This is a genomic window from Streptomyces sp. NPDC001020, from assembly GCF_053599115.1.
The window spans coordinates 20,406-35,651 of the sequence record NZ_JBSFLQ010000059.1 but is presented as its reverse complement, the minus strand read 5'-3'; the positions used below and the strand labels follow the sequence as shown (position 1 = coordinate 35,651).

The following is a 15,246-nucleotide window of genomic DNA, read 5'->3' as shown; positions in this document are numbered from 1 at the left end:
CTCGCGGTGAGTCCCGCGAGGACCGGCGCTGCACGGCGGCATCACTGCCGAAATGCGGCGGCTGACCATCCGCAGGCGGGACGGAGGGGCCCCGAGCGTAGGTGCCGTGCAAAACGGACGCTCGGCGACCGCCCCTGCGGCGCCCCCCAAGGCTGCGTCGCCTCAGCCTCGGCACGACTCACTTGGCACATTGGCCGATTAGGCGTGTTATGCGTGGAACATTGGTCAGGTCCGGGACGACGTGGCAGGCTCCGGCGGCAGCGAGTTCCTCGGCTGAGGCGGTTCCGGAGGCAACGCCGATCACGCTGGCGCCGCCTTCTCGCCCCGTGCGGACGTCTTCTAGAGAGTCGCCGATGATCACGGTCGTATTCCGGGTGAAGGTGTGCGCGTGCCGTGTGCCAGCTCGCTGCTGTGCCACGCGTACGAGGGCAGGGCGGTGGGAGTCGTCGGAGGCGTATCCCCCAATCGTGAGGTCGAGGTACTCGTCGAGGCCGAAAGCCTTGAGTTTGGTTTCGGCGCTGCCTCGAAGGTTGCCGGTGACCACGGTAGGGACCAGGCCGGGGACCTGTTGCACGGCGGCAAGAGCAGCGGGCGCGCCGGGCATGATCTGGCCTGTGCGGAGAAGATCGTCGCGGTGACGCTCCAGCTGCTCGGGCATGCGTTGGATTATGCGCTGTGCCAGTTCCTCGGTCCGCTCGGCTTCGACTTCGTTCGCGCGCAGAAGTTCCCTGACGGCGAGAGGCATCGTCACGCCGGTCCCTCGTGCAGGCAGCCTTTGGGCAGGACGACCGACTACTTCTTCGAAGAGTTCCCGGTAGACCAGTCGGTCGGTGTCGCCAGTGTAGAGGAGGGTGCGGTCGATGTCCCAGAGCACGAGAATCATGCGGCGGCTCGCTGGCGCATGACGCTTCCCCCGCGCTCGAGGAGATTACGGGCGGGTGCGTAGGTCTCGTAGGCGCGTGTCTCGTTGAGCATGGTGCGCAGGTGGTCATCGAGACGGGCGGAGCGGATGCCCTCGGCGAGGGTCAGGACGTCGTGCGCTGTGACACAGCCAGCGTCGGCGTCGCCGGCGCGCATCTGTGCGGTGGCAGCTCGGGAGAGGAACTGGGCGGTCGTTCGGGTCTCGTCCCGATGAAGCACGTCGCGGGCAGCGGCGAAGGCCTGGGCGGCCCGAGTTGGCTGGTCGAGGTCGAGGTAGCAGCTGCCGGTCTGTCCGAGGATTTCCCCTGGGTTGATCCAGTACAGCCAGTGGGGGTCGTCCTCGCCTCGTCCGCGGGCGCAGAGTTCTTCGGCTTCGGCGAGAGCGGCCAGTGCGTAACGCTCTTCGCGGAGTCGGGCGTGGCCGCGAGCCTGGCGGGTGAGGAGCATGGCGTTCAGAGCGGGGGCGTCGTGATCGGTGATTGCCTGGCGCGCGGTGCGGGCGGCGGTGATGGCGTCGCGTGGGTCGCCGGCGGAGTAGCTGTGGATGGCGAGGAATCCGAGGGCGCCAGCGCGTAGGCGGGAGTCACCTGCTGTGTGGGCCGCGCGGAGAGCGCCGAGGAAGAGGTGCTGGGCGGTGTCGTGATCGCCGCTGTCGAAGGTGTACCAACCGGTCTGTGCGGCCGTGTCGGCGGTGACGGCAGCCAGGCGCCGCCCGTAACGCTGGGTATAGGTGCCGTTCTTGAGCAGGTGCAGGAGCATCTGTAGATGGGTTTTCGCCGTGCCGGCTAGGTTGCCGCTGCCACTGGTGGCATCGACGTGGCGGAGTGCGTCGGTGGTGCCTTGGAGGGAGTCGATCAGGGCATCGGTGATGGTCTCTGTACCGGAAGAAGCGGCCATGGCCTCCGCGGGGGCGACTGCGGACTGCATGACGTACTGGGTGAGTGCGGCCCCGCTCAGGGCGGTCAGCACACTACGTCGCTTCACGGTGGAACCTCCGATAGCCACTTCGAGTGACGTCACCATACGATCCGCCGTCCACGGCAGTGCGGCCTCTGCGGATCGGCCGAAACCTGGCTTCGGCACGCTGCTACGCAAGGGCGTCAACAGCAAAGGTTGCAGGTCGGAGGGCAGGCCGAGGCCGTTGAGAAGGTCAAGAAGGGTGGCGGGACTGCCGATCTTCTTCTGACCGCGCTCGAGGCCTGAGATGAAGGACTGGGGCAGCGCCGTCAGCTCGCGTACGGCCATCTGAGACAGGCCGGACCGCTTACGCACCAGACGCAGTAGCTCGCCGAAATCCCAGGCGGCCAAGGCCCGGTAGACGGCTTCGTCACGCCAGGCTCGATCGGGGATTCCCGGCGTTGTTCCTGCCTTCGCGCACAGGGCGCACAGGGTGTCGGGGTTGTACTGACTCAACTCTGCGGCACATCGCTGGCATACACGGCTCGGCGGTCTCATGACGCGGCCCCCTGGGTTCGATCTTCCCCACTGTCTAGACGATATGCGGGATTCCGTAGCTCCACAGAGATATCGCCGCAGGGATCGGCGCGGGCCCGTCCTGGTCCCACACTCGTGCCCACCGCGGTTGGCCACTCGGCCGGATGCGGTGATCGCGGCGTCACTGCGGAGAGGCAACCGGCGACGCCGCAGACGACCTTCCGCCCACGCTTGACGAAGGAGCCTGCGTGTCCCTCTCCCCGCCCAGCCCGAGCCTGTACGCGTCCTCGAAACCGCTCATGCAGGGCGGTGAAGCCCGGTGAGCGACAGGGACAGCAGAACAGCGTGGATGGACGCCGACGATGCGCGGGCCGCCTGGCTGGACCCCGCGACGCGCAGGCAGCCCCACCCGGGGCAGTGGCTGGCTGCTGCGCGACGAGTACAACCGTGCCGTCCTGGCCACGCTGCCGAAAGGCACCCGACAGCGGCGCATCATCGCGTACGCAAAGGCCCGGCCCGGCATCGACGTAGACGAGGAACTGGACTTCGTGCGCCGCATGGTCGAGTGGCACGGCCACTGTGTCGGGCACGAACTGCGCGACGGCCACGGCCCGCACGCTCCTCAAGACCGACCCGGCTGGCGTGAAGCGCGGCGCCTGGTGCACTCCGGGTTCGCCGACGGCATGGCCGTGATCAGCCGCGCCGCGACCAGTGACTACGACGGCGAGTACGAGGACCAAGTCCCATGGGTCGGCCGGCGTCCCGCGCTTTTGCTCCTCGCCCGGCACGAAGCCGCGACTTGAAGGACACCGCTGCGATGGCTCGATGAGCGGCAGGTCGGCTGGTGGCAGATCACCGCCCAGATTCTTTACGTCGTGTGCGTGAGCGCCCTCGTCGTCTCACTCCTCGTCTATGGAACAACGCCCTGAAAGGGGGACGCAGGTGACCAGCAGTGCTCTATACGAGACCAGCACCCCGGAGTTCTGGGACGCGGAGCACCGGAAGGACGGTGTCTTCCGTGAGGTGACGTCGTTCGAGCGTCGGATGTTCCGTGCGTTCGTCAGCCCTGTGTCCGGCTGGCGGGCTGTGAACGTGGGGTGCGGTCGTGGCACTCTGGCCGCCTGCATGGCGGTCTGGGGCTTGGACGTGACCGGCTTCGACCTGTCTTCTGTCGCGATCACTGACGCACGACGTATCCACGCGGGGGTCGAGCACCTGGCGTTCGTCGAGCACGACTTCAACACTGGGATCCATCCAGCGCTTCAGCCCGGCTCCGTGGACCTGGTGGCGTGCAGGCTGACGCTGGAGTTCCTCGAACGTGAGCGCTTTCTCGTGGACGTGCGCCGCTGGCTCAAACCCACCGGCGTCCTGCACGTCACGACCCGCGTGCGGGAGAAGACGCCCCCGTCCGCCAGGTTTCGCGGGCTGCCCGAGAACATCGTGGAAGGCCTCGGCGACGGCTTCCGCACCATGAACCGCTACCGGCTTTGTCACGACGGCAGTGTGACGTGCGTCGTCCTGCGCGGCCCGCAGCCGTGACGCGCTTGGAAGGGGCAACTTGCCTCGCGGTGGCCGGCGGCGCCACGCCGAATCCGCACCGCGTGCTGGATAGCCTGCCGCCCGCATCCCCTCCCCGCCCACGATTGACGAAGGAGTCTGCGTGTCTCTCTCCCCACCTGGCCCGCCCTTGTACGCGTCCTGGGAGGCGCTCGCCGACGGGCTGCAAATCCAGCGCCTCGCTCTGCACTTGCCTCAGCTGCGCGAGCAACTCCTCACGCCGTCCAATGACATCGCGTTGTTCGTTCAGACCTCTCCGAGCGCTCTGACAGCATGGTCTGCTGCGCTCGCCGAACCCGCGGCCGGGGCACTGATCGACGGCGCCGGTCTGACGCACTGGCTGCGTTTACCGGCCGAGCACGGCACGGCCGCCGCGGGGACGAACCCGCTCGCCGCGGGTGCGGACCAGGTCGCGGACACCTTGCTGGAGGGTGTCACCGATCCTGTCGTGCGCGCCGCGGTGGCCGCCATGTGCGCGGCCTCGGCCTGGTGGGTGGGCGCGTTCTCCGTGATCCGCCACCTGGGGGTTCACCACACGTCCCTGCAGCCGGTCGATACCGCGATCACCCTGGAGACGCTCAAGAGCGCGACGAGCGTCGTGGCGCTCGGAACCGCCCAGCGGATCCTCGCCGAGCACCTGCGCACCGCAGCGGCCGACGAGACCGCCCGACTCAGCTACTGCCGGGCGATCGCCGAGAGCATCGTCGTCGAGAGCACACTGCCCGCGTTGCTGGAGGAGTTGGGCGAGCTGCGCCTGGTCGACCTGGTCTCTACGTCGATCCCGTGGCGCGGCCGGTTCACGAAGTACGCCGGGGGCACCGGCGCCGGGCAGGTGGAGTAAGCCTATGGACCGCTATCCCTTCATTGTCGTCGAGGGCCTAGACGGCACTGGTAAGACGACCCTGCGTAAGGGCCTGTTCCGCCTCTTCGAGGGCCTGTTCAGGGTCACTCCGCTGGCCGTGCTGACGACTAACTTCCTCGACCCAGTAATCACGCTGGACCTCGTGGAGGGCAAGTACCAGCCCACCGAGGAGAACCAGGGCCGGTACCTGGCGGCGCTCGTTGCGGACAAGCAGGCCACCGCGAACCGGCTGGTCACCCCTTCTCTTCCAGCTCGCCCGGTCATCGCGGACCGATGGTTGCTGTCCGAGCTGGCCTTCTTCGCGGTCAAGCACGACCATGCGCCCAAGGAGACGTACGCCCGGCTCGCCGAGCATCTCGGTCTGGTCCCCGACCTCACGCTCGTCCTGGACATCACGCCCGAGGCCGCGATGGAGCGGGCCGCCGCCCGTTCCGGGGACGCTACCCGCCCTGACTGGGACGTCCTGGAGATCCAGGCCAAGGTCCGTAAGGTCTACCGGTCGGTGACCAACGCGCCGGCCGCCTTCCCTGCCCTGGGCCCGGTCGTACGGATCAACGCTGCACAGGACCGCGCCACTGTCCTGCATACCGCCTGGCAGGCCCTCGACCAGTACGGCCTGCTGCCTGACCCTGAAGGAGCTGCGCCGTGAGCGCCCCCACCGAGACTGACGCAAGCCCGCTCACTATTCGACTCACTTCCGCCGCCCGTGCTCGCCGCCCGCTGCGGGCGATCGGTGCCGCGAGCGCGGTGGCCGCCAGGGTTGCCGTGGAGACTGGCTTCGACGCCCTGTGGGTATCGGGCCTGGAGGTCTCCACAGCCCTGGGGCTGCCGGATGAGAACGTCCTGGGCCCGCGCGACTTGGCCGACGCCGTCCTCGCTCTGACGCGGACAGCGGAGCTGCCGGTGATCGTGGACATCGACAATGCGGGCGGTACTCCGGCCACGGCCCGCCGGTTCGCCGGTGACCTCGCCTGTGCCGGAGCCGCCGCCCTCTGTCTGGAGGACAGCGCCTACCCCAAGGTCAACTCCTTTGCTCTGCACCGCTCTCAGGCGCTCGCTCCTGTGGAGACGATGAGCGAGCAGCTCGCCGCGATGCGCGAGGCCGCGGGTAGCCAGGTGACGCTGATCGCCCGCACCGAGGCACTGATCTGCGGGGCGCGTGTCCCGGAGGCGGTGGAGCGGGCTGCGACGTATGCGGCGGCCGGCGCGGACGCGGTGCTCATCCACTCCAAGGACCGCACCGGCGCTCAGGCTTTGGCGACGGCCGAGGCGTGGGCGGAAGCGGTGCCGCTGGTGACCGTGCCTACCGCGTTCGCGCACCTGGCCCCGGACGAGCTCGGCGCGGCGGGTTTTTCCCTGGCGATCTACGCCAACCAGCTCTCGCGTGCCGCGCATGCTGCGATGCGCCGGGCCGCCGCTTCCTTCCAGACCACTGGCTCGTTCACCGCCGACGGCACGCAGCTGTCGGACGTCGCCGATCTCCTGAAGATCGCTGACCCGGCAGCGCGGGCCTGCCTGTAGTACCACGCTCCGCTCCTGCTTCACCCCCGCACCACACCCGTGCGGCCCGACGAGGGAAGGGATGCACCACACCATGACCACGCCTCTGCCCCGCATCAGCGTGTCGGTCAAGGCTGCGATCGTGCACAACGGCCGAATCCTGCTGATGTCGTACGACGACGACTCTGGCTTCCACTACAACCTGCCCGGCGGCAAAGCGATCGAAGGGGAGCCTTTGCGGGACGCGGTCGCCCGCAAGGTGATGGACGAGACCGGACTGCGCGTGCGCGCCTGTCGGCTGCTGTTCGTTGTGGAGTACGTCCCCGAGCAGTACGACGGCGAGTTCGGCACCTCTCACAAGACCCAGCACAACTTCCTGGCTGAACTCCTCGACGAGAACGCGACCCCGCGTATGTCCGACCCGCCCGACCCGATCCAGGTCGGTTTCGAGTGGGTCCCGCTGTCTGAGCTGCCTGGCAAGTACCTGCTGCCACGCGTCAACCAGCAGCTCCTGGACGCGCTCGGCGCCGACCGCGACGCCCTCGTGGACCGGTGGTGACCATGCCCACAATCCCCGCCACCACCCGCCTGCCCGAGCTGCACGAGTGGCTGCTGGAACACCACGGCGACACCGTGGACGCCGACCGGCTGCCCGCCATCCGCACGGAACTCGAACGCATCGGCGCCAACAACGTACCCGGCGCCGTGGTCGAACTCGGCTGCTACCAGGGCGCGATGGCCCTGTGGATGCGTGCCGTCCTCGACGCCACCGGACAGCAGCACAGGCCCATCCACGTCTACGACTCGTTTGAGGGACTGCCCGAGCGGGGCGAGCAAGACCCGGAGCTGTTCGAGCCCGGCTTCCTGCGCGCCGAGCCGCAACAGGTCCTGGCCCTGCATGACCGCTGGGGCTGCACCCCGCCGGTCATTCATCCCGGCTGGTTCGCGGATACCCTGCCCGGCCAGCTCCCCGACCAGATCGCTTTCGCCTACCTGGACGGTGACTACTACGACTCCATCCGCACCTGCCTGGCCGCGTGCGTTCCCCGGATGGCCCCAGGTGGCGCGCTCATCGTCGACGACTACGCCGACCTTGCGGCCAACCCGAAGGCGTGGAACGGGCTGCCCGGCGTCAAGGCGGCCTGCGAGGACCATTTCGGCGCCCCGTCCCCGCTGGTCGTGCTGGTCGGCGCCGGGGATCTCGCTTTCGGCCGCTACACCGCCCCCGCTCTGCCTGGCAGGAGGGCGGAGCGGTGACCGGAGTGACGCCAGCGCCGCTGCTCGTGAGCGTGCGGGGCGCGGCCGACACCGAGCTGCTGCAGAAGCATCTGCCGGGCTGCGCGGTCCGGGAGATCGACGGTCTCGCCACGGCGGACGCGGAACTCTCCTCCCGGGCCGAGGTCCTGGTGCTGCGCTCCGGACAGCTCCTGGACGCCGACCGTCTGAGCGAGTGGCCCGCGCTGCGGCACGTGATCCGGGCCGGCTCCGGGCTGGACGGCATCGACGTCGAGGCGCTCGAGGGCCGCGGCGTCACCGTGCACCGCGACCCCGCCCCCGCCGCGGAGGCGGTCGCCGAATGGGCCCTGGCTGCCCTGCTCTGCCTCGCCCGCCGTATCCCGTACGGGCATGCGGCGCTGATGGCCGGCCAGCACACCAAGCAGCACTGCCTTGCCCCGCCAGTCTCCCGGATGCGGGTGGCGATCTGGGGCGCCGGGCCGGTCGGCCGCGCCTGCTCGACGGCCCTCGCCCCGCATGTCGCCGAGATCGCGTTCGCGGCCCGGTCAAGCCTGCCCAGCACACTGCCTGCCCGGTCTGCCGACGAGCTGCCGGGCTGGGCGGATGCCCACGTGGTGGCGCTGCCGCTCACCGCCGAGAACCGCGGCAGGTTCAACGCCGCGTTCCTCACCAAGGCCCGGGTGCGGCGCCCGCTGCTGATCTGCGTCGGCCGCCTCGGCACGCTTGATGTCGATGCCTGTCTGCGCGCGCTCGCAGGCGGGCGACTCGGGGGGCTCGCTCTCGATCCCGTCGAGCCGTCCGACCTCCCGCTGTGGCCCGACAGCACCCCGCCGGGGCCGCTGAATCTGCTCGCCACCCCGCACATCGGGGCGCAGCGCCACGATGTCCGCGCCGTCCTCGACGCCTGGGTCGCCACGATTGCCGCCGAAGTCCTGATCCTGGAGGGGAGCGTGCCCCGATGACCTCCGTGCCACAGCCTGCCCCGTGGATCCAGAGGCGGCTCAAGGTCTCCGAGGAGGCCGCCGCAGAACTCTCCACCGAGTACTTCGGCGCCGACGTGTGGCTCGTGGGTGCCTTGGCCGAGGGCCTGGCCCACCAGCAAAGCGACGTGGACCTCCTCCTCGTCACCCCTAACGCTCACGGCCCGGCCCCCCAGCTGGGCGCCCGCATCACGGACGGCATCCGCATCGACGTACGGGCGGTGAGCGAGGCCACCGTGCACCAATGGCGGTCGCTGCTCGATGCGTTCGCCGTGACCCGCGACGACATCGAGACGTTCCGTCGGGTCCGTGCCCAGCTGGGCGACCTCACGGTACTGCGGACGGCCCGCCCCCTCTCCACGACGCACGCGGAGGGCATCTTGAGGTCCGGGCAGCGGGCCGCCTATCAGCGGTGGGCGCTCGCGGACCGCTGCGAGGCGGCGGCGAGCCTGGCCGAGGACCTGCTTGGCCTGGCGCAGGCGGGCCTGTACCCGCACGCCGACCTGGTGTGGGCTCAGCTCGCCCGCGTCGTCGCTCAAGCGGAGACCGTCGCGGCCGGCGCCCCGCTGCTGGGCGAGAAGTGGCTGCCCAGCCTGCTCGCCCGCCGTCACGGCGCCGGCCAGGCCGTTCCTATTCCCGCGCTGCCCGAGCCACGGTGGCTGAGCGCCGCAGCGCACAGCCCCTTCTTCGCCCCCGTTCAAGCCCGGCTGACCGATGCCCTGTTGACGCTCTGGCCCGTCGGAGCCGACCCGGAGCCTGTGGAGGAGAGCCTCGTCGGGTTCGGCTGGCTGCCGCAGCGGTACGCCGACGGCTGGTTCCTGCGCCGCAGTGAGGCCCGTGTCCCGCTCACTGACAGCCGCTTGCTCGGCTGGCGCGGCGCCGCAGCCCGCTGTGCCCGCACCTGAACTACCCCCACTTCTGATCGGGGAGGCTCCGATGCCCAGCACCCTCACTACCCCCACCACGCCCGGCGACGGCGAGGTGTGGCTGCCCCTGGAGGACACCGACGACACGGCCGCCGTGTCCGTGGTCCTCAAGCTCCGCGGCGAGACCTGCGATATCGACTGCCTGTACTGCTTCGAGAAACGCAAACTCGCCCCCGGCGGCGCCCAGATCACCCCCGAGCAGGTACAGCGCCTCAGCGAGATCTTCGGGCCACGGCCCCTCGCGATCGAGTTACACGGCGGCGAACCGCTCACGGTTGGGAAACCGGCGATGACTGCCCTGCTCGACGCTCTCGCCGCCCAGCCGACCGTGCACCAGGTCCACCTGCAGACCAACGGCGTCCGCCTCGACGCCAAGTGGCTGGACCTGTTCGACGCCCACTATCCGAATCTGCACATCGGCATCTCGATGGACGGCGACGAGCAGGGCAACTCCTGGCGCGTGGGCTACGACGGGCAGCCTGTCTACCCGCACATCGTCCGCGCCCTCAACCTGCTTGCGGAGCGGGGCCGTCCGTGTGGCGTCGTCACCGTCGTCACCCCTGCCGTGCTCGGTCGTGCCGCGGCGGTGATCGACCACATCGCGGCCTTCCCTGCTGTGCGGGCCGTCCATCTGCTGCCCGCGTTCGACACGACCGTCACCCGCTCCCTCCCCTTGGCGGGCAGGCGTATCCCGCCCAGTCGCCGTCTGCAGGCCGACGCGGTCCACGCTGACGGTGCGGACTGGGCGGTCACGCCCGCGCAATACGCGGCGTTCGTCCTCGACGCCGTCGCCCAGTGGATCCAGGCCGGGCACTTCCGCCGGATCAAGCTCGACCCGGTGGTGGCCGCGATCCGCCGTCTGAAGGGGCTCGACACCGCCCACTGCCACTTCGCCCAGCACAAGTGCTCGCACGTCTTCACCGCCTACCCCGACGGCCGTTTCGGGTCCTGCGACGAACTGCCCTGGCCGCAGGCCCTCCTCACTCCCCTTGCCGCTGCCCGCAGTGAGGCGGACGTCACCGCCGCGCAGCAGGCCAACTCGCTGCTCGTCCAGGGGCGGGAGCTGACGGCCAAGTGCACCTCGTGCCGGTACCGCACGGTCTGTGGTGGCGGCTGCACCGCAACCCGCTGGCGCATGCTCAAGGCCACCGGCAGCGATGACGCGTACTGCGACTACCGCGCCCGCCTCATCGACGGCGTCGCCCACCTGCTCGCCGCGCCTGACCACCCGGACGGTGCGCACTGCCTGCGCGCCCACTGGCGCCCTGCCGATGTCTCCGGCGCTGCACCGCGCCTGTGGCAAAGCGCAGACCTTTCGGCGCACGTCCAGCCGCTGGCTGGCGTCCTCGCCGACAGTTGGGGCGCCGTCACCTATGGCTTCGCTCCGGTCGAGGCTTCGACCAGCGGGCCTGTGCCGTCTGGCTTCCGTATCGGCGTGCTGCCACGCGACCGTGCCGAGTACGCCGCGCTCGCCGCCCGCCTGTGCCGTGTCATCGCCGCCACCGACGGCTACCTGCCCCCTGTTGCCACCGCACAGCTCACCCGCAGCCATCTGCCTACCGGCCGCCGTGCCCCGGTCCTCGAATTCAGCCTCGCCCCGGTCCACGGCGCCACCCCCTCCGACTACCTCGCCAGCCTCGACCGGGCCGCCTGCGCCGTCACGCACGCCGCCCGCCACGCGGCCCCGCGCTGCGCCTGTACCGTCCAACCGCCCCGCACCCCTCGGGAACTGTGATGATCCACATTGCCGAGACGCTCGCCGTCGGCAGCGTCGAACACTTCCTCACCGACGAAGAGCTCCAGGCGCTGCTCGCCATCACGGACGAGGCACTCGCCGGTGACGGTGCGCGCCGCTTCGACACCGAGCGCGCCACGACCCTCCACTCCATCCCCGGCCGCACCGAGCAGCAGGCCATGGCCGTGTACGAGCCCGCCGGCCGTCTCGAAATCCATCCCTCGCCGCCTGCGGCTGAGCAGATCCTCGCTGCGGCTGTCGAGCGGGCTCTGCCCGCGCTGCACCGGGCACTTCCCTCGCTCACCTCGTGTCGCGAGTGGATGTACGTCGAGTACGGCCCCGGCCAGCACATCACCCCTCACGTCGACGGCCTAGCCCTCGACCCGGCGGACTATCCTCGGCAGATCGCGGGCATCAGCGTCGTCCTCGAACATGCCGAATCCGGCGGCGAGTTCTACGTCGAGACCACCTCGCACCCCGCCCTGTGGAACGACGCCCAGCAGCCCGCCGACGGCTACGACCCGCACATGTCCTTCGCCCACGACGGCGCCGACTACTCCGCCGACTGGTTCCGGACCATGCCCCGCACCCGCTGGAGGGTCGCCCCCGAACCCGGCACCGCGCTGCTGTACGGCTCGCAGCTCACCCATGGCACCGAGCCGGTCCGCACGGGCCGTGAACGCAAGTTCATCAGCTGGCTCATCAGCGACACATGACGGGCCCGCTATGACCCCGCCCATCCGCGGCCCGCCGTGCACGCCACCACCCCGACCACCGATCCCTTGCCATTCCGCTTGGAGGAGCAATGACGACGACCGATGAGTGCGGCGCTTTCCTCGCCGCTGTGGAGGGGCTGGGCGACGGCGGACCTGTCCGCCTGACCGCGCACACCTCCAGCGTCTCCGCAGACGGCTGGACCGACCCGGACCAGAACGCCCCGGAGACCGCGGCGACACCGAAGGGCAGCGACGACTGACCCAGTAGTCGCCGCTACGCATCATCCGCACAGACCCGGTGCCGGCGCCCCTCGTAGTCCCGGCACCGGGGCCGCCACAGCGAAAGGAGCCTTTGGGATGAACCGGATCGCCGACGCCCTCCGCCTGGGCGCCATCACCGCCCACCAGCACGAACGGACCGCCACCGTGCGCGCCGTCCTGGACCCGGGCCACACCCCGGCCCCTGACGAGGTGCTGCCGCTGTCGTACGCGCTCGCCTACCACCAGCTCGAAGGCGCGGCGGCCGCCGCGCGCCGCCACGACAAGGCTGCTTTGGACTGGCACCGCCGCGCCGAGCCCGCCCTTGCTCGCCTGGTCACAGGCACCCTCCTCGGCCCGCGCATCGTCGTCGCCCCGCACGAGGACGATCTGATCAAGGGCCCGCACTCCGATACCCCGTACTACGTTCTGGGCCCCGCCACAATCCCGGCCTCAGAGCCGCTGGGTGAGCTGACCGACAGGGCCTTCGCCCACATCACGGACGCCGGCCTCGACGATCTCGTCCAGACGCACGCCGCCGTGATCTGCCTGACCGGCGAGCGTCGCCCCGACCAAGTCCTGCGCAGCTTCGCCATCACCCGACTCCCCGCGACGGTGTTCACCGACCACACCGGCGATGCCGCGATCCTGGGCCGCGACCTCGTCCACGAAGCCGCCCACAACTGGCTCAACGACGCCCTCACCGCGCTCCGGATCACCATCCCGGACACCGAGACGTACTTCTCCCCGTGGCGCAGCACGGTGCGGCCCGCGTTCGGGTTCCTCCACGCCTGCTTCGCCTTCCCCCTCACCGTCATCTACGCCGCCCGCGTCCTGCCCACCGCCAGCGGCGCCGGCCGCACGGTGCTCACAGACCACCTGCGTCAGCAACGCACTCAGCTGGAGCACGCTCGGAAAGACTTCGACCAAGCCCTGACGCTCATCACCCACGACGAGCTACGGGAACGACTCGACACCGTCTTCCAGCACGCCCGTTCCCTCTGATCCACCCGGAGGCCGTCATCACAACGAGCCGGGATCGATGGTCTCCTCGCCCTCGCCGTGAGGAGGCTCGAACCGGCCGTGGAAGTCGTCCAGGGCTTCCGGCGTGACAGTCAGGGCGTTGGCGTCCTCGCGCCGGTTGCGTGCTTCCAGACGGCGCAGCAACTCGGCCCGGTCCACAGGGAAGTACAACAGCCGCCACTGACCGCCCGCGGCCTCCACAAGGGTCTTCCACTCGTCGCGGGCACAGCGCAGCCATAGTCCGTGATCGAGGACCACGTCCCAGCCCGCGGCGACCAACTCGACCAGGCGCTCGCGGACCTCGGCGACGACTGAGGCCTCCAGCGCGAAGTAGTCCGGCTCGGGGTAGTCGATGCCGTACCGGCCGTGCCGGGCAAACACGAGTTCATCCACCGACAAGCGGACCGAACCGGCCAGCTCCAGCCGCCGCTTCGCGTACGTCGTCTTCCCCGCCCCGGTCAGCCCGACCAGCAGAAACACCACCGGCCTGCGGTTGGCTGCCCGGCCAAGCTCAGCCGCCTTCACGCTCTCCTCCTCCTCCGCTCACTTGCCGATTCTCCGCCCGTACGCCGAGGCCACGCCGCTGGGTGGTCGGCTCCTGCCGTAGGGCCGCCGTCGGCATCCGGCCGCCCGCGCGGGTCCACCAGCGGGCGACCAGCGGCGCGAGGACCGGCACGAACAGCGGCACCGCGGCCTGGAACCAGCTGGCGGGCACGGTGTGGCCCAGGATCTCGCGGTCGGTGGCGTGTGCTTGGCGAACAGGGCGAAGGCCCTGGAGGAAGAGCCTCTCCACGTGGCGCCAGCGGCGCATGCGCGCGCCCGGCCATGGGGCTGTTATAAGAGCCTTGGCGCGCGGCGCAGGACGCTGCCCGGCCCGGCTGTCAGTTCGGCGAGGGGCCCAGCAGGTCCCAGGGCGAGAGTGATCCTGGGTGCTGGGGCGGACGCTTGCCGCCGGGGTTGCCATCTGGGTGCTGGTTGATCCAGGACAGGCCGCCGAGGTCGAACTGGTGGCGGGCGCGGGTGACGGCGACGTAGGCGAGGCGAGCCTCTGCGTCGTCGATGTCGCCGGGCAGCGGGTCGCCGTTCTCGTCGATCTCTTCCTGGTCGACGGGTTCGGTGAAGTCCTCGCCGATGCGGACGGAGGCCCATTCACGGCCCTTGGCCTTGTGGGCGGTGGAGACGACGATCTCGGCGCCCTGCTCGACGGCAAGCCTGTCCACCGCGCTGAGGATGACGTCGACGCCGTGTTCGTCGACGAGATCGACCAGCGGCAGGAGATCCCGTCCGGAAGGGTCGTACTCGGCGTACTCCTGAAGTTCGCCCCAGGACTCGAAGAGGATCAGTTCGGGATGGGTGCTGCGTTTGCCGGCCTTCAGGTCGCGGGCAGCCCGCGCGAGGGCCCGCAGGGACTCTCCGCCGCCGACCAGGGCGACGCGGCGCCCCTCGTCGAGCAGACGCATGACTTCGAGCATCGCCCCGACATTGGAGCGGCACAGGATCGCGTCCGGCTGCTCGACGCGTTCCAGCCGGGTGTTGATCGCGGCCGTGCCGGCCAGGCGGATCGGGGCGTCCACGATGCCCAGCCACCGGTTGGCCTCCTCAGCGAGCGCGGGGCCGAAGCGGAACGACTGGGACAGCGCGCGCTCGGTGCCCTCGAAGCTGCTCATCACGTCCCGCGCGCCGCGCCAGCCGTAGATCGCCTGGGCGGAGTCGCCGACCATCACCAACTGGGTGTGCTCCCGCTGGTCGTTGAAGACCTTCTCGACCACGGGGTTGGTGTCCTGGGCCTCGTCCAGGAGCAGGAAGTCCGCGTCGATGCGCGGCTGGGTGAGGGCCCAGTGCTTGAGGTAGTGGTCGTCGCCTTTACCGACTCTCGACGGGTTCGGATTGGCTCTGAACTGCGGTGATGCGTCGCGTAGATGTCCGTGACGGTTCTGCGTCGCCCGCCAGGACGGCCTCGATGTTGTCCGCGTGGAAGCACAGGGCCGCGCTGAACGCCTCGCTCGCTGGGTGAAGACCGAAGTGGGGGTATCGCCGAGGTGAGCCCAGAAGGGGCCATGGAATGATCTTGAAGCCGTGATCGCCTGGCCCGTCACCC

The 15,246-nt window shown here is 70.0% G+C and carries 17 protein-coding genes and 1 pseudogene; 13 read left to right on the top strand and 5 right to left on the bottom strand.

Features of this window, described 5'->3' with window-relative positions; translation table 11 throughout:
• Positions 1-178 precede the first annotated feature (178 nt).
• Positions 179-883 (bottom strand): HAD family hydrolase, encoded by a 705-nt coding sequence (locus ACWDEX_RS34410; protein WP_450468402.1) that lies wholly within the window; start codon positions 881-883, stop codon positions 179-181.
• On the bottom strand, positions 880-2,334 hold the full coding sequence (locus ACWDEX_RS34405; protein ID WP_450468401.1) for a helix-turn-helix domain-containing protein: 1,455 nt from the start codon (positions 2,332-2,334) through the stop codon (positions 880-882). The genes ACWDEX_RS34410 and ACWDEX_RS34405 overlap by 4 nt, the downstream gene beginning before the upstream one ends.
• 383 nt (positions 2,335-2,717) lie before the next feature.
• Here ACWDEX_RS34405 and ACWDEX_RS34400 point away from each other — a divergent pair, with 383 nt between their 5' ends.
• From ACWDEX_RS34400 to ACWDEX_RS34340, 13 genes are all read left to right on the top strand, one after another.
• Positions 2,718-3,158, top strand: a complete 441-nt coding sequence (locus ACWDEX_RS34400; RefSeq protein ID WP_450468400.1) for a hypothetical protein — start codon at positions 2,718-2,720, stop codon at positions 3,156-3,158.
• Between the two features lie 139 nt (positions 3,159-3,297).
• Entirely contained in the window at positions 3,298-3,894 is a 597-nt protein-coding gene (locus tag ACWDEX_RS34395) for a class I SAM-dependent methyltransferase (RefSeq protein ID WP_450468399.1), read from the top strand.
• A gap of 121 nt (positions 3,895-4,015) precedes the next feature.
• Positions 4,016-4,753 (top strand): hypothetical protein, encoded by a 738-nt coding sequence (locus tag ACWDEX_RS34390; RefSeq protein ID WP_450468398.1) that lies wholly within the window; start codon positions 4,016-4,018, stop codon positions 4,751-4,753.
• A 4-nt stretch (positions 4,754-4,757) separates the two neighbouring features.
• Positions 4,758-5,423 (top strand): dTMP kinase, encoded by a 666-nt coding sequence (locus ACWDEX_RS34385; RefSeq protein ID WP_450468397.1) that lies wholly within the window; start codon positions 4,758-4,760, stop codon positions 5,421-5,423.
• Complete coding sequence (locus ACWDEX_RS34380) at positions 5,420-6,295, top strand: isocitrate lyase/phosphoenolpyruvate mutase family protein (protein WP_450468396.1); 876 nt, start codon at positions 5,420-5,422, stop codon at positions 6,293-6,295. The genes ACWDEX_RS34385 and ACWDEX_RS34380 overlap by 4 nt, the downstream gene beginning before the upstream one ends.
• Positions 6,296-6,368: 73 nt before the next feature.
• Positions 6,369-6,833, top strand: a complete 465-nt coding sequence (locus tag ACWDEX_RS34375) for an NUDIX domain-containing protein (RefSeq protein WP_450468395.1) — start codon at positions 6,369-6,371, stop codon at positions 6,831-6,833.
• A gap of 2 nt (positions 6,834-6,835) precedes the next feature.
• Positions 6,836-7,531 carry a TylF/MycF/NovP-related O-methyltransferase gene (locus tag ACWDEX_RS34370; protein ID WP_450468394.1) on the top strand — a complete coding sequence of 232 codons (696 nt, stop codon included), beginning with the start codon at positions 6,836-6,838 and terminating at the stop codon, positions 7,529-7,531.
• Positions 7,528-8,472, top strand: a complete 945-nt coding sequence (locus ACWDEX_RS34365; protein WP_450468393.1) for an NAD(P)-dependent oxidoreductase — start codon at positions 7,528-7,530, stop codon at positions 8,470-8,472. Before ACWDEX_RS34370 ends, ACWDEX_RS34365 begins: the two co-directional genes overlap by 4 nt.
• Complete coding sequence (locus tag ACWDEX_RS34360) at positions 8,469-9,395, top strand: nucleotidyltransferase domain-containing protein (protein WP_450468392.1); 927 nt, start codon at positions 8,469-8,471, stop codon at positions 9,393-9,395. The genes ACWDEX_RS34365 and ACWDEX_RS34360 overlap by 4 nt, the downstream gene beginning before the upstream one ends.
• Positions 9,396-9,426: 31 nt before the next feature.
• Positions 9,427-11,151 carry a radical SAM protein gene (locus tag ACWDEX_RS34355; protein ID WP_450468391.1) on the top strand — a complete coding sequence of 575 codons (1,725 nt, stop codon included), beginning with the start codon at positions 9,427-9,429 and terminating at the stop codon, positions 11,149-11,151.
• Positions 11,151-11,867 (top strand): 2OG-Fe(II) oxygenase, encoded by a 717-nt coding sequence (locus tag ACWDEX_RS34350; RefSeq protein WP_450468390.1) that lies wholly within the window; start codon positions 11,151-11,153, stop codon positions 11,865-11,867. Before ACWDEX_RS34355 ends, ACWDEX_RS34350 begins: the two co-directional genes overlap by 1 nt.
• A gap of 89 nt (positions 11,868-11,956) precedes the next feature.
• Positions 11,957-12,127: a hypothetical protein gene (locus ACWDEX_RS34345; protein ID WP_450468389.1), complete on the top strand. Its 171-nt coding sequence runs from the start codon at positions 11,957-11,959 to the stop codon at positions 12,125-12,127.
• Between the two features lie 97 nt (positions 12,128-12,224).
• Positions 12,225-13,130, top strand: a complete 906-nt coding sequence (locus ACWDEX_RS34340; protein WP_450468388.1) for an aKG-HExxH-type peptide beta-hydroxylase — start codon at positions 12,225-12,227, stop codon at positions 13,128-13,130.
• Positions 13,131-13,148: 18 nt separating this feature from the next.
• Here the strand turns inward: ACWDEX_RS34340 and ACWDEX_RS34335 are convergent, their stop codons facing one another.
• The 3 genes and pseudogenes from ACWDEX_RS34335 to ACWDEX_RS34325 form a co-directional block, all read right to left on the bottom strand.
• Positions 13,149-13,673, bottom strand: coding sequence for an ATP-binding protein (locus tag ACWDEX_RS34335; protein ID WP_450468387.1), 525 nt, complete (start codon positions 13,671-13,673; stop codon positions 13,149-13,151).
• Positions 13,660-13,959: a hypothetical protein gene (locus ACWDEX_RS34330; RefSeq protein ID WP_450468386.1), complete on the bottom strand. Its 300-nt coding sequence runs from the start codon at positions 13,957-13,959 to the stop codon at positions 13,660-13,662. Before ACWDEX_RS34330 ends, ACWDEX_RS34335 begins: the two co-directional genes overlap by 14 nt.
• A gap of 70 nt (positions 13,960-14,029) precedes the next feature.
• A pseudogene (locus tag ACWDEX_RS34325) lies at positions 14,030-15,004 on the bottom strand (UvrD-helicase domain-containing protein); the annotation flags it as partial.
• Between the last annotated feature and the right edge of the window lie 242 nt (positions 15,005-15,246).

Excerpts from the sequence above, each read along its gene's own strand:
- ACWDEX_RS34410 (WP_450468402.1), bottom strand. The coding sequence starts at position 883 with ATGATTCTCGTGCTCTGGGACATCGACCGCACCCTCCTCTACACTGGC.
- ACWDEX_RS34400 (WP_450468400.1), top strand. The coding sequence starts at position 2,718 with ATGCGCGGGCCGCCTGGCTGGACCCCGCGACGCGCAGGCAGCCCCACC.
- ACWDEX_RS34385 (WP_450468397.1), top strand. The coding sequence starts at position 4,758 with ATGGACCGCTATCCCTTCATTGTCGTCGAGGGCCTAGACGGCACTGGT.
- ACWDEX_RS34375 (WP_450468395.1), top strand. The coding sequence starts at position 6,369 with ATGACCACGCCTCTGCCCCGCATCAGCGTGTCGGTCAAGGCTGCGATC.
- ACWDEX_RS34370 (WP_450468394.1), top strand. The coding sequence starts at position 6,836 with ATGCCCACAATCCCCGCCACCACCCGCCTGCCCGAGCTGCACGAGTGG.
- ACWDEX_RS34360 (WP_450468392.1), top strand. The coding sequence starts at position 8,469 with ATGACCTCCGTGCCACAGCCTGCCCCGTGGATCCAGAGGCGGCTCAAG.
- ACWDEX_RS34355 (WP_450468391.1), top strand. The coding sequence starts at position 9,427 with ATGCCCAGCACCCTCACTACCCCCACCACGCCCGGCGACGGCGAGGTG.
- ACWDEX_RS34350 (WP_450468390.1), top strand. The coding sequence starts at position 11,151 with ATGATCCACATTGCCGAGACGCTCGCCGTCGGCAGCGTCGAACACTTC.
- ACWDEX_RS34345 (WP_450468389.1), top strand. The coding sequence starts at position 11,957 with ATGACGACGACCGATGAGTGCGGCGCTTTCCTCGCCGCTGTGGAGGGG.
- ACWDEX_RS34340 (WP_450468388.1), top strand. The coding sequence starts at position 12,225 with ATGAACCGGATCGCCGACGCCCTCCGCCTGGGCGCCATCACCGCCCAC.
- ACWDEX_RS34330 (WP_450468386.1), bottom strand. The coding sequence starts at position 13,959 with ATGCGCCGCTGGCGCCACGTGGAGAGGCTCTTCCTCCAGGGCCTTCGC.